General features: G+C 73.5%; 11 protein-coding genes and 3 pseudogenes. 12 read left to right on the forward strand and 2 right to left on the reverse strand.

All coding sequences use genetic code 11. The features are described 5' to 3' along the window. Nucleotides 1-56: 56 nt before the first annotated feature. The gene (locus JNW89_RS13965; protein ID WP_238449271.1) at nt 57-533 is read right to left on the reverse strand and encodes a hypothetical protein; all 477 of its coding nucleotides are present in this window, start codon (nt 531-533) and stop codon (nt 57-59) included. Between the two features lie 137 nt (nt 534-670). Next, a complete protein-coding gene (locus tag JNW89_RS13970) occupies nt 671-1,144 on the reverse strand; it encodes an Lrp/AsnC family transcriptional regulator (protein ID WP_210775998.1) in 474 nt (157 codons plus the stop codon). Between the two features lie 145 nt (nt 1,145-1,289). Here JNW89_RS13970 and JNW89_RS13975 point away from each other — a divergent pair, with 145 nt between their 5' ends. The 12 genes and pseudogenes from JNW89_RS13975 to JNW89_RS14030 all read left to right on the forward strand — a co-directional run. Beyond that, complete coding sequence (locus JNW89_RS13975; protein WP_238449264.1) at nt 1,290-2,192, forward strand: tryptophan 2,3-dioxygenase; 903 nt, start codon at nt 1,290-1,292, stop codon at nt 2,190-2,192. A gap of 14 nt (nt 2,193-2,206) precedes the next feature. Continuing rightward, nucleotides 2,207-3,487, forward strand: coding sequence for a kynureninase (gene kynU / locus JNW89_RS13980; RefSeq protein WP_238449265.1), 1,281 nt, complete (start codon nt 2,207-2,209; stop codon nt 3,485-3,487). Further along, nucleotides 3,484-4,821, forward strand: a complete 1,338-nt coding sequence (locus tag JNW89_RS13985; RefSeq protein ID WP_238449266.1) for an NAD(P)/FAD-dependent oxidoreductase — start codon at nt 3,484-3,486, stop codon at nt 4,819-4,821. The genes kynU and JNW89_RS13985 overlap by 4 nt, the downstream gene beginning before the upstream one ends. 20 nt (nt 4,822-4,841) lie before the next feature. Then, entirely contained in the window at nt 4,842-6,323 is a 1,482-nt protein-coding gene (locus JNW89_RS13990; RefSeq protein WP_238449272.1) for a 2-hydroxymuconic semialdehyde dehydrogenase, read from the forward strand. A gap of 17 nt (nt 6,324-6,340) precedes the next feature. Beyond that, entirely contained in the window at nt 6,341-7,138 is a 798-nt protein-coding gene (locus JNW89_RS13995) for a 2-keto-4-pentenoate hydratase (protein ID WP_238449267.1), read from the forward strand. Continuing rightward, nucleotides 7,135-8,072, forward strand: a pseudogene (locus tag JNW89_RS14000) (acetaldehyde dehydrogenase (acetylating)). Before JNW89_RS13995 ends, JNW89_RS14000 begins: the two are co-directional and overlap by 4 nt. Then, nucleotides 8,069-9,163 carry a 4-hydroxy-2-oxovalerate aldolase gene (gene dmpG / locus JNW89_RS14005; protein WP_238449268.1) on the forward strand — a complete coding sequence of 365 codons (1,095 nt, stop codon included), beginning with the start codon at nt 8,069-8,071 and terminating at the stop codon, nt 9,161-9,163. The pseudogene JNW89_RS14000 and the gene dmpG overlap by 4 nt, the downstream one beginning before the upstream one ends. Continuing rightward, nucleotides 9,160-9,933: a 2-keto-4-pentenoate hydratase gene (locus JNW89_RS14010; RefSeq protein ID WP_238449269.1), complete on the forward strand. Its 774-nt coding sequence runs from the start codon at nt 9,160-9,162 to the stop codon at nt 9,931-9,933. Before dmpG ends, JNW89_RS14010 begins: the two co-directional genes overlap by 4 nt. Then, complete coding sequence (locus JNW89_RS14015) at nt 9,930-10,352, forward strand: RidA family protein (RefSeq protein WP_088960708.1); 423 nt, start codon at nt 9,930-9,932, stop codon at nt 10,350-10,352. The genes JNW89_RS14010 and JNW89_RS14015 overlap by 4 nt, the downstream gene beginning before the upstream one ends. Beyond that, entirely contained in the window at nt 10,349-10,873 is a 525-nt protein-coding gene (locus JNW89_RS14020; RefSeq protein WP_238449270.1) for a 3-hydroxyanthranilate 3,4-dioxygenase, read from the forward strand. Before JNW89_RS14015 ends, JNW89_RS14020 begins: the two co-directional genes overlap by 4 nt. Continuing rightward, a pseudogene (locus JNW89_RS14025) lies at nt 10,873-11,957 on the forward strand (amidohydrolase family protein). Before JNW89_RS14020 ends, JNW89_RS14025 begins: the two are co-directional and overlap by 1 nt. 70 nt (nt 11,958-12,027) lie before the next feature. Beyond that, nucleotides 12,028-12,541 (forward strand): annotated as a pseudogene (locus tag JNW89_RS14030) (amidase family protein); the annotation flags it as partial.

Raw genomic sequence — 12,541 nt, forward strand, 5'->3', positions numbered from 1 at the left:
CGGTCCCGACCCGACCGCGGGGTGCGTCTGCGTGTGCGGGTCATGGCGACGTGAGGTCAGGAGCCCGTCCCGGCCCGCCGGCGGCTCCCGCTGAACATCCCGAGCCCGGCCACCACGGTCACCACGGCCAGGCCGCCGACCAGGAGCAGCGAACCCGCGCCCCGCTCGCCGGCGGTGCCGCCGCCGCCGGTCGCCGGGCCCTTGCTCGGCTGGGCCATGTTCAGCACGGTCAGGATGGTCGACGCGGTGTTGCCGTTGGCGCACCGCAGGTCGACCGGGTAGTCGCCCGGCTGCTTGTTGCCCGGGATGGTCACCGCCCCGGTCAGGAAGCCGTTGTCCGGCCGCAGCACCACCCGGCCGAAGGCGTCCGACTGCACGGTGGCCTGCTGGTTGTTGGCGTTGTCGCAACTGGCCCGGATGTTGACCCGGGTGCCGGCCTGCGCGGTGTTCGGCGTGACCTCGACGAAGGTGTTCTCCCCGGCCCGGGCCGGTGTGGCCGTTGCCAGGACGAACGCCGCGACCAGGGCGAACATCGCCAGGACGGCGGAAAAGGCACGATGGTACGCGCTGAGCCCCCGCATGATTCTCCCCTCCCGGCCAGGTGCGCCGGAATCCTGCGACGGGTGTCCGGGCCTGCATTCCCGCTCGCCGTGGGGCAAACCCGCACGGGTCAGCGGCGGCGGGTGCCCGGCGCCCCGGCCGGCGGGTTCGGCAGCGGGGTGACCGGGTGCCAGTCCAGCGGGGTGGAGAGCACCATCGTGCTGGACGGCTGGCCGTACGGGGCGAGCCGGTCGATGACCGCCTCGAACTCGGTGATCGAGCCGGCGGCGACCTTGAGCATGCTGCACGCGTCGCCGGTGATCCGGTGGATCTCCCGGATCTCCGGCCAGCCGGCGACGTCCGGGTCGTGCAGGATGCAGCGCGAGCCGTAGCAGGACATCCGGATCAGCGCGACCACGCCGCGACCGGCCCGGGTCAGGTCCACGTGGGCGTGGTAGCCGGTGATCACGCCGGACTCCTCCAGCCGGCGGACCCGCTCGGCCACCGCCGGCGGGGACAGGTGCACCCGCCGGGACAGCTCGCTGTACGACAGGCGCGCGTCGGTCTGCAGCTCACGCAGCAGGGCCCAGTCCATCTCGTCCACGCGTGACCTTACCTTCCGCAGGTCGAACGGCAGAAGAGCCTTCCGCGCCGAAGGTGAAACCCCGGATCGCCGTCGAATCGGCATTCCGTATGCCGTTGTGACCAGGGCATCATGGCGTCACCCGGCTCACGGAGGAGACGACAAGGTGGATCAGACGGATCTGCGGGCGCCTACGCGGACCGCCGCGGTGCGCCCGGTCACGCCGCAGCAGCGCACCGCGCAGGCGGCCCGCAACGGCGGCGAACCCACGCTGGAGTTCGCCGACCGGGTGCCGTACGACGCGTACGTGCACGCCAGCACGCTGCACACCCTGCAGCAGCCGCTCAGCACGGACCCCGGCGAGATGTCCTTCCTGATGGTCAGCCAGATCATGGAGCTGTACTTCGGGCTGACCTGCCACGAGCTGCGCCAGGCCCAGCGGGACCTGCGCGCCGACCGGGTGTGGGAGGCGCTGGCGCCGCTGCGCCGGGCCGCGCTGCACCTGGAGGGGCTCAACGCCGCCTGGCGCGGGCTGCGCTGGATGACCCCGGCGGACTTCAACAGGTTCCGCAACCTGCTCGGCGAGGGCTCCGGCTTCCAGTCCGCCATGTACCGGCACCTGGAGTTCCTGCTCGGCCTGCGCGACCCGGCGCTGATCCGGCCGTTCCGGCGCCAGGAGGAGGTCTACGACGAGCTGCGCGCCGCTCTCGACGTGCCGAGTCTCTGGGACGACGTGCTCGCCCTGCTCGCCCGGCACGGCCACGACCTCCCCGCCGACCTGCTGGAGCGGGACGTCACCGTCGAGCACCGGCCGCACCCGTCGGTCGAGGCGGCCTGGGTCGAGATCTACGACGACGGCGGGCCGCAGAACCACCTCCGCCTGCTCGGTGAGGCGCTGACCGAGGTGGCCGAGCAGTTCGGCGACTGGCGGTGGAACCACGTCAAGGCCGTGCAGCGCACCATGGGCGCGAAGGTCGGCAGCGGCGGCTCGGCCGGACTGGCCTGGCTGCAACGCAGCATGGCCCGGGTGGTCTTCCCGGAGCTGTGGTCGGCCCGGACGGCGATGTGAGCGGGGAGCGGGACATGACCACCTCGGAGCAGGAGGCGCACCGCCTCGACGCCGCCGACCCCGGGCACCGGCACCTCTTCCACGTGCCGCCCGCCGACGGCGGACGCTACCCGGAGACCGCCTACCTGGCCGGCAACTCTCTCGGCCTGCAACCCCGCGCCACCCGCGCGGAACTCCTCGCCGACCTGGACGCCTGGAGCCGGCTCGGTGTCGAGGGGCACCTGGAGGCGGAGCGGCCGTGGCTGCCGTACCACGAGCTGTTGACGGTGCCCGCCGCGCGACTGGTCGGCGCCCGGCCCGCGGAGACCGTGGTGATGAACTCCCTCACCGTCAACCTGCACCTGCTGATGGTGAGCTTCTACCGGCCGGCGGGCGAGCGGACCCGGATCGTCATCGAGGACAGCGCCTTCCCCTCGGACAGCTACGCGGTGCGCAGCCAGGCCCGCTTCCACGGCCTGGACCCGGACGCCACCGTGGTCCGGCTGACGCCGCGCGCCGGCGAGGACACCCTGCGCACCGAGGACGTGACCGACTACCTGGCCGCCGAGGGCGACCGGGTGGCGCTGGTGCTGCTCGGCGGGGTCAACTACCTCACCGGCGAGCTGATGGACATCCCGGCGATCACCGCCGCCGGCCGGGCGGCCGGCGCGATCGTCGGCTGGGACCTGGCCCACGCCGCCGGCAACGTGCCGCTGGCGCTGCACGACTGGGACGTCGACTTCGCCGCCTGGTGCTCCTACAAGTACCTCAACTCCGGGCCCGGCGCGCTGGGCGGGGTCTTCGTCCACGAGCGGCACCTGGGCGACCCCCGGCGGCCCCGCTTCGAGGGCTGGTGGAGCACCGAGGCGACCACCCGGTTCGAGATGACCCCGGTGTCCCGGCCGCCGGCCACCGTGGAGGCCTGGCAGATCTCCAACCCGCCGATCTTCGCGATGGGCCCGGTGCGTACCTCGCTGGAGCTCTTCGACAGCGTCGGCATGGCGGCCCTGCGGGAGCGCAGCGTCCGGCTCACCGGCTACCTGGAACGGCTGCTCGACGAGGTGACCCCCGGCCGACCGCTGACCGTCATCACCCCGCGCGATCCCGCGCGGCGGGGCTGCCAGCTCTCGGTGCGCATCGGCGCCGGCAGCGCCGCCGAACTGACCAAGCGGCTGCGGCACGAGCACGGCGTGGTCGCCGACGCCCGGGAGCCGGACATCGTCCGGTTCGCCCCGGTGCCGCTCTACTCCACGTACCACGACTGCTGGCGGGTCGCCGACGCGCTGGCCGCGACGGTTGCCGAGGTGCCTTCATGACGACGGAACGCGACGAGATCGCGGTGGTCGGGGCCGGCCTGGCCGGCTGCCTGCTGGCCTGCTACCTGGCCCGCCGCGGCTACCCGGTGGCCCTCTACGAGCGGCGGCCGGACCCGAGGAGCGGGCGGGTCGAGCGGGGCCGGTCGATCAACCTGGCGCTCTCCGAGCGCGGCCTGGACGCGCTGCGCCGCATCGGCCTGGCCGAGCAGGTGATGGCGGACGCCCTGCCGATGCGCGGCCGGATGATCCACCCGGTCGCCGGTGAGCCGCAGTTCCAGTCGTACAGCGGCTCCGGGGACCGGGCGATCAACTCGATCAGCCGGGGCGCGCTGAACAACGCCCTGCTCAACGCCGCCGCCGCGCTGCCCGGGGTGCGGCTCGCCTTCGACCACCGGCTGGTCGGCCTCGACCCGACCAGCGGCGAGATGACCTTTGAGACCCCGCAGGGCAAGGTCGCCGCCACCGCGTCGGTCGTCCTCGGCGCCGACGGCGCCGGCTCCGCCGTGCGCGGGCAACTGCTCGGGTACGGGGTGCTGACCGAGAGCCTGGACTTCCTCGACTACGGCTACAAGGAACTCACCATCCCGCCGCTCGGCGGCGACTTCGCCCTCGATCCGTCGGCGCTGCACATCTGGCCGCGCGGCACCTCCATGATGATCGCGCTGCCCAACCCGGACCGCTCGTTCACCTGCACGCTCTTCTGGCCCACCCACGGCACCGCCAGCTTCGCCTCGCTGGGCAGCCCGGCGGCGATCGAGCGGCACTTCGCCACCCACTACCCGGACCTGATCCCGCTCGCGCCCAACCTGGTCGACGACTACCAGCACAACCCGGTCGGGGTGCTGGGCACGGTCCGCTGCGCGCCCTGGCAGGTCGACGGGAAGGTGGCGCTGCTCGGCGACGCGGCGCACGCCATCGTCCCGTTCTACGGCCAGGGCGCCAACTGCGCCATGGAGGACGTCGTCGAACTGGACCGCTGCCTGGACGAGTGCGACGACGACTGGTCCGCCGCGCTGCCGCTCTACCAGCGGCGCCGGCAGGACAACGCCGAGGCGATCGCCCGGATGGCGCTGGCCAACTTCGTGGAGATGCGGGACAAGGTCGCCTCGCCGGTGTTCCAGACCCGCAAGCGGGTCGAGCACGCCCTGGAACGGGCGCTGCCCGGCCGGTACGTTTCGCAGTACGAACTGGTCTCCTTCTCCACCACCCCGTACGCGCAGGTGCGCCGCCGGGTGCGCCGCCAGTACGCGGTGGTGGGGGCGGTGGCCGCGGGCGGGCTGGCGTTGCTGGCCGGCGCGGTGGGTGCGGCGATCGGCCGGGGGAGGCGCGGATGATGCTCTGGGACGCGCGGCTGATGGCCGGGAGCGCGCCGGACGGGCCGGGGTTGCTGCGCCACTTCGTCGGCGGCGAGTTCGTCGACGCGGGGCCGCGCTTCACCAAGCGCAGCCCGGTGACCGGTGAGCCGGTCTTCGAGGTGGTCGAGGCGTCGAAGTCCACGGTGGACGACGCGGTGGCCGCCGCCCGGGCGGCGCTGCGCGGGCCGTGGGGCCGGATGGGGGAGCGGGAGCGCGCCGAGGTGCTGCGCCGGGTCGCCGACGAGCTGGAACGCCGCTTCGACGACCTGGTCACCGCCGAGGTCGCCGACACCGGCAAGGCCATCTCGCAGGCCCGCACCCTGGACATCCCGCGCGGCGCGGCGAACTTCCGGGCCTTCGCCGAGATCGTGGCGACCGCCCCGACCGAGTCGTTCACCACGGTCACCCCGGCCGGCGGCCGGGCGCTGAACTACGCCGTCCGCAAGCCGGTCGGCGTGGTCGCCGTGATCGTGCCGTGGAACCTGCCGCTGCTGCTGCTCACCTGGAAGGTGGCCCCGGCTCTGGCCTGCGGCAACGCGGTGGTGGTCAAGCCCAGCGAGGAGACGCCCGCCTCGGCGACGCTGCTGGCCGAGGTGATGGCCGCCGCCGGCGTGCCGGACGGGGTGTTCAACCTGGTGCACGGCTTCGGCCCGGACTCGGCCGGTGAGTTCCTCACCCGGCACCCGGGGGTCGACGCGATCACCTTCACCGGCGAGTCGGCCACCGGCGGCGCCATCATGCGGGCCGCCGCGGACGGGGTGAAGGCCGTCTCGTTCGAACTGGGCGGCAAGAACGCCGGGCTGGTCTTCGCCGACGCCGACCTGGACGCGGCGGTGGCCGGCTCGGTCCGCTCCAGCTTCACCAACGGCGGGCAGGTCTGCCTCTGCACCGAGCGGATCTACGTGCAGCGCCCGGTCTTCGAGGAGTTCACCGCCCGGCTGGCCAAGCGGGCCGGGGAGCTGGCGTACGGGTGGCCGGCCGACGAGGCCACCGCGAACATGCCGCTGATCTCGCACGGCCACCGGGACAAGGTGCTCGGCCACTACGCGCTGGCCCGGACCGAGGGCGCCGAGGTGCTCACCGGGGGCGGCGTGCCACGCTTCGGCGACGGCCGCGACGGTGGGGCGTACGTGCAGCCGACCGTGCTGACCGGGCTCGGCCCGCGGGCGCGGACCAACACCGAGGAGATCTTCGGCCCGGTCGTGCACGTGGCCCCGTTCGACGACGAGGACGAGGCGTACGCGCTGGCCAACGGCACCGAGTACGGCCTGGCGGCGACGGTCTGGACCCGGGACGTCGGCCGGGCGCACCGGGCCGGCGCCCGGCTGGACGCCGGCATCGTCTGGGTGAACACCTGGTTCCTGCGCGACCTGCGCACCCCGTTCGGCGGCGTGAAGGCCTCCGGCATCGGCCGGGAGGGCGGCGTGCACTCGCTGGACTTCTACTCGGAACTGACCAACGTCTGCGTGGACCTGTCGTGAACGGGCGAGGAGCCGGCGTGCGAGCTGACATCGAAGCGGCGAACCGGGAGCTGGCCGAGGCCCGCACCAGCGGGAAGCCCTGCCCACCGCTGCGCGGGCGGTTGCTGCCGGAGGGCGACGTCGAGTCGGCGTACCGGGTGCAGCAGTTGCAGGCGCGGGCGTGGCAGGGCCGGGGCGAGCGCCGGGTGGGCGCGAAGATCGGGCTGACCTCCCGGGCGGTGCAGGAGAGCTTCGGCGTCTTCCAGCCGGACTTCGGGGTGCTGACCGACGCGATGGCGGTCGGCGACGGCGTCGAGGTGCCGATCGAGCGCCTGCTCCAGCCCCGGGTGGAGGCGGAGATCGCCTTCGTGCTCGGCGCGGACCTGACCGACGAGCGGGTCACCACCGTGGACCTGCTCCGGGCGGTCGACCACGTGCTCCCGGCCATCGAGATCGTCGACTCGCGCATCGCCGGCTGGGACATCTCCATCGTGGACACCGTCGCCGACAACGCCTCCAGCGGCATGTTCGTGGTCGGCACCACGCCCCGCCGGCTCGCCGACGTGGACCTGCGCTTGTGCGGGATGGTGCTGGAGCACGCCGGCGAGCCGGTCTCGGTGGGCGCCGGGGCGGCCTGCCTCGGCAACCCGTTGCACGCGCTGGAGTGGCTGGTGCGGACGATGGCCCGGGCCGGGGACCCGCTGCGCGCGGGCGACGTGGTGCTCTCCGGGGCGCTCGGCCCGATGGTGCCGGTCACCCCGGGCGCCGCGTACGAGGCCCGGATCTCCGGGCTCGGTTCGGTGCGGACCTGTTTCTCGAAGGAGGCCCGGGTATGACCACGGGTGTGGCGGTGATCGGGTCCGGCAACATCGGCACCGATCTGATGATCAAGGTGTTGCGGCTCAGCGACAGCCTCCGGATGGTGGCGATGGCCGGCATCGACCCGGAGTCCGACGGCCTGGCCCGGGCTCGGCGGCTCGGCGTGGCCACCACCGCCGGCGGCGTGGACGGGCTCGTCGCCATGCCCGAGTTCGCCGACGTGGAGCTGGTCTTCGACGCCACCTCGGCCGGCGCGCACCGGCACAACGACGCCGTGCTGCGGGCGCACGGCCGTACGGTGGTCGACCTGACCCCGGCGGCCGTCGGCCCGTACGTGGTGCCCCCGGTCAACCTGGACGAGCACCTGCACGAGAGCAACGTCAACATGGTCACCTGCGGCGGGCAGGCCACCGTGCCGATCGTCGCCGCCGTCGGCCGGGTCACCCCCGTCGCGTACGCGGAGATCGTCGCCTCGATCGCCTCGAAGTCGGCCGCCCGGGCACCCGGGCCAACATCGACGAGTTCACCGAGACCACCGCCCGGGCGATCGAGGTGGTCGGCGGCGCGGAGCGCGGCAAGGCGATCATCGTGCTCAACCCGGCCGACCCGCCGCTGCTGATGCGTGACACCGTCTACTGCCTCTGCCCGGACACCGACGCCGACCGGGCCGCCATCGCCGCCTCGGTGGCCGACATGGTGGCCACGGTCCAGGAGTACGTCCCCGGCTACCGGCTCAAGCAGGACGTGCAGTTCGACCGGGTCGACACCTACGTGCCGTCGCTCGGGCGGCACCTGACCGGCTGGCAGGTCTCGGTCTTCCTGGAGGTCTCCGGGGCCGGGCACTACCTGCCGGCGTACGCCGGGAACCTGGACATCATGACCTCCGCCGCGCTGCGTACCGCGGAGCGACTGGTGGCCCGCCGCACGAGCAGCACGGAGGTGGCGGCGTGACCGACCTGTACATCCAGGACGTGACGCTCCGCGACGGCATGCACGCCATCGCCCACCGCTACACCGTCGACCAGGTGCGCACCATCGCCGCCGCGCTGGACGCCGCCGGGGTGGCCGCGATCGAGGTGGCGCACGGCGACGGGCTGGCCGGCTCCAGCGTCAACTACGGCCACGGCGCGGCGAGCGACGCCGACTGGATCTCCGCCGCCGCCGAGGTGCTGACCACCGCGAAGCTGACCACCCTGCTGCTGCCCGGGATCGGCACGATCGCCGACCTGAAGGCGGCGAAGGCGCTCGGGGTGACCAGCGTGCGGATCGCCACCCACTGCACCGAGGCGGACATCTCCGCCCAGCACATCTCCTGGGCACGGGAGAACGGCATGGACGTCTCCGGGTTCCTGATGATGTCGCACATGAACGACCCGGCCGGGCTGGCCGCCCAGGCCAGGCTGATGGAGTCGTACGGGGCGCACTGCGTCTACGTCACCGACTCCGGTGGCCGGCTGCTGATGTCCGACGTGGCGCAGCGGGTCGACGCGTACCGGCAGGTGCTCCGGCCGGAGACGCAGATCGGCATCCACGCCCACCACAACCTGTCGCTCGGGGTGGCCAACAGCGTGCTCGCCGTCGAGCACGGCCGGATCGCCGGCGACGGGCCGGCCGGCCCGGACGCCCCGCACGGCCGTACCGTCCGGGTGGACGCGTCGCTGGCCGGGATGGGCGCCGGGGCCGGCAACGCCCCGCTGGAGGTCTTCGTCGCGGTCGCCGAGCTGCACGGCTGGAAGCACGGCTGCGACGTCTTCGCGCTGATGGACGCGGCCGACGACATCGTCCGGCCGCTGCAGGACCGCCCGGTCCAGGTCGACCGGGAGACGCTCTCCCTCGGGTACGCCGGGGTCTACTCCAGCTTCCTGCGGCACGCCGAGCGCGCCTCGGCGAAGTACGGCGTGGACGTCCGGTCGATCCTGGTCGAGCTGGGCCGACGGCGGATGGTCGGCGGCCAGGAGGACATGATCGTGGACGTGGCGCTGGACCTGGCCGGCCGCGAAGAGCAGTTGACCGGCCGCGAGGAGCAGGGGGAGGCCGCATGATCGGGGTGGACGTCGCGGGGATCGCCGAGCGGCTGGGCGTGGCGGCGGACTCGGCCACCGCGATCCCGCAGCTGGCCGCCGAGACCGGCCTGGACGTCGACGCCGCGTACGCGGTGCAGACCGCGCTGCTGCAGCGCCGGCTCGACCGGGGCGAGCGGCTGGTCGGGCTCAAGATGGGGCTGACCAGCAAGGCGAAGATGGCCCAGGTCGGCGTGGACGAGGTGATCTGGGGCCGGCTCACCGACGTGATGCGGGTCCCCGACGGCGGCACGGTCGACGTGGCCGACTTCATCCATCCCCGGGTCGAGCCGGAGGTCGCGTTCCTGCTGGACCGGCTCCCCGACCCGGGCGAGCCGGTCGGCGCCTTCGCCGACGCGGTCCGCGCGGTCGCCCCGGCGATCGAGCTGATCGACTCCCGCTACGCGAACTTCACCTTCTCCCTGCCGGACGTGGTCGCCGACAACACCTCCGCGGCGGCGTTCGTGGTCGGGCCGTGGTCGCCGGTGCCCGACGGGCTGGACAACCTGGGCGTGCTGCTGGAGATCGACGGGCGGGTGGCGCAGGTCGGCTCGACGGCGGCGATCCTCGGTGACCCGCGCCGGGCGCTGGACGAGGGCATCCGGCTGGCCGGCCGGCACGGGGTGCGGATGCGCTCCGGGTGGGTCTTCCTCGCCGGCGCCGCCACCGCGGCCGTCCCGCTGCGTCCCGGCGCCCAGGTGCGGGCCGTGGTGGAGAAGCTCGGCACCGCCTCGCTGCGGGCCGCGTCGTGACCGCCCGGGTGGTGGCCGGCAAGGCCGTGCCGCGGGGGGCGTTTCCGCACGTCAAGGTGGCGGGCGGGTTCGTCTTCGTCTCGGGCACGTCCTCGCGGCGGCCGGACAACACCTTCGCGGGTGTGTCGGTGGACGAGTTCGGCACCACGGACCTCGACATCCGGGTGCAGACCCGGGCGGTCATCGAGAACATCCGTGATCTGCTGCGGTCGGTCGGCGCGGAGTTGTCCGACCTCGTCCAGGTGACCTCGTACCTGGTCAACATGAACGACTTCGGTGGCTACAACGAGGTGTGGGCGGAGTTCTTCGACGCGTCCGGGCCGACCCGGACGACGGTTGCCGTGCACCAGCTGCCGCACCCGCACCTGCTGATCGAGATCCAGGCCGTCGCCCTGCTTCCCCAAGGAGGTCAGTCGTGAGTGAGATCGCCGAGCCGTTCAGCTTCCCGGGCTGGATCGCGGAGAACCAGCACCTGCTGAAGCCGCCGGTGGGCAACAAGGAGATGTTCCCGGGCGGGGACGACTTCATCGTGATGGTGGTGGGCGGGCCCAACCAGCGCACCGACTTCCACGTCGACCCGTACGAGGAGTTCTTCTACCAGGTCAAGGGCAACATGCACATCAACCTGATGACGCCCGACGGGCCGCGTACGGTGCACGTGCGCGAGGGTCAGATGTGGATGCTGCCGCGCAACACCCCGCACTCGCCGCAGCGCCCCGAGGCCGGCTCGATCGGCGTGGTGGTGGAGCGGGTCCGCGAGGAGGGCACGCTGGAGAAGTTCCAGTGGTACTGCCCGGAGTGCGGGCACCAGGTGCACGAGGTGGAGTTGCAGGTGCGGGACATCGCCGCCGACCTGCCCCCGGTCTTCCAGGCATTCTACGCCGACGAGGCCGCGCGCACCTGCGACAAGTGCGGCACGCTGCACCCGGGCAAGGGCTGATGCGCCCACCGGTCGTCGACGTGCACACGCACGTCGTACCCAGGGGGTGGCCGGACCTCGCCGCGGCGTGCGGCGGGTCCGGCTGGCCCTGGTTGCGGGTGGACTCCGAGCGCGCCGCCATGATCATGGTGGGTGAGACCGAGTTCCGCCCGGTCGGCGCGGAGTGCTGGGACGCGCCGACGCGGCTGGCCGACATGGCCGCCGACGGCGTCGACGTGCAGGTGGTCTCCCCGACGCCGGTCTTCTTCTCCTACGACCGCCCCGCCGACCAGGCGGTGAAGGTCGCCCGGATCTTCAACGACCTCACCCTGGAGGTCACCGCCGCCGGTGGGGACCGGCTGGTGCCGTTCTGCCAGGTGCCGTTGCAGGACCCGGACGCGGCCTGCGCCGAGCTGGACCGCTGCCTGGCGGCCGGGCACGTCGGCGTGGAGATCGGCAACCACGTCGGCGACCGCGACCTCGACGACGCCGGCATCGTGCAGTTCCTGACCCACTGCGCGGAGGTGGGCGCGCCGGTCTTCGTGCACCCGTGGGACATGCCGGGCGGGCCCCGGCTGGACCGGTGGATGGCCCGCTGGCTCACCGGCATGCCCGCCGAGACGCACCTGTCGGTGCTGGCGCTCATCCTCGGCGGGGTCTTCGACCGGGTGCCGGAGACGCTGCGGATCTGCTTCGCGCACGGTGGCGGCAGCTTCCCCTTCTGGCTGGGCCGCGCCGACAACGCCTGGCACCGCCGTGGCGACCTGGTACGCGGCGCCTCGACCGCGCCGCCCAGCTCCTACACCGACCGGTTCAGCGTCGACTCGGTGGTCTTCGCCCCGGCCGCGCTGCGGCTGCTGGTGGACACCATGGGCGCGACCGGGTGCTGCTGGGCAGCGACTACCCGTACCCGCTGGGGGAGCGGCCGGTCGGACGGGTGGTCCACGAGGCGGACTTCCTCACCGGGGAGCAGCGCGACAAGCTGCTCGGCGGCAACGCGCTGCGCTTCCTCGGCCTCGACCGGCGGGTCGCCGCCCGTGACCTGCTCCCGGTCGGTCGCGACTGGACCGGCCTGCTCGACGAGGACAAGACGCCGTCCTCCTGATCGGCCGGCTCCGCGTCCCGGCTGGCCGTGTCGACGGGCCAACCGGCCGCCGAGCGGGCAGGATGGCGGCATGGCCGAGCCGCACGACCTGACCGCGCTGGAGCAGGCCGCCGCCGTCGCGCGGGGCGAGCTCTCCAGCGTCGAGCTGGTCACGCACCACCTCAACCGGGTGGACGCGCTCGGCGACACCGTCGGCGCGTTCGTCACCGTCACGCCCGAGCGCGCCCTCGCCGCCGCCCGGGCCGCCGACGCGGTGCGGGTCGCGGGGCGCGGGCCGCTGCACGGCGTACCGACCGCGATCAAGGACCTGACCCTCACCGCCGGGGTGCGCCACCACCTTCGGCTCCGCGGCGTTCGCCGACTTCGTCCCGCCGGTGGACGCCGACGTCGTCCGGCTGATGGCCGCCGCCGGGCTGGTCAGCCTCGGCAAGACCACCACCTCCGAGCTGGGCTGCTCGCTCTACTCCGAAGGGCTGGTCGCGCCGCCGGCGCGCAACCCGTGGGACCTGGCGCTACACCGCCGGCGGCTCCAGCGGCGCGCGGCGGCCGCGGTGGCCACCGGCCTGGTGCCGGTCGCCCAGGGC

It is taken from the genome of Micromonospora sp. 4G55 (genome assembly GCF_016803375.1).

Coding starts and splice junctions, on each gene's coding strand:
- JNW89_RS13965 (WP_238449271.1), bottom strand. CDS start 533: ATGTTCGCCCTGGTCGCGGCGTTCGTCCTGGCAACGGCCACACCGGCC.
- kynU (WP_238449265.1), top strand. CDS start 2,207: ATGACCACCTCGGAGCAGGAGGCGCACCGCCTCGACGCCGCCGACCCC.
- JNW89_RS13985 (WP_238449266.1), top strand. CDS start 3,484: ATGACGACGGAACGCGACGAGATCGCGGTGGTCGGGGCCGGCCTGGCC.
- JNW89_RS13990 (WP_238449272.1), top strand. CDS start 4,842: ATGGCCGGGAGCGCGCCGGACGGGCCGGGGTTGCTGCGCCACTTCGTC.
- JNW89_RS14010 (WP_238449269.1), top strand. CDS start 9,160: ATGATCGGGGTGGACGTCGCGGGGATCGCCGAGCGGCTGGGCGTGGCG.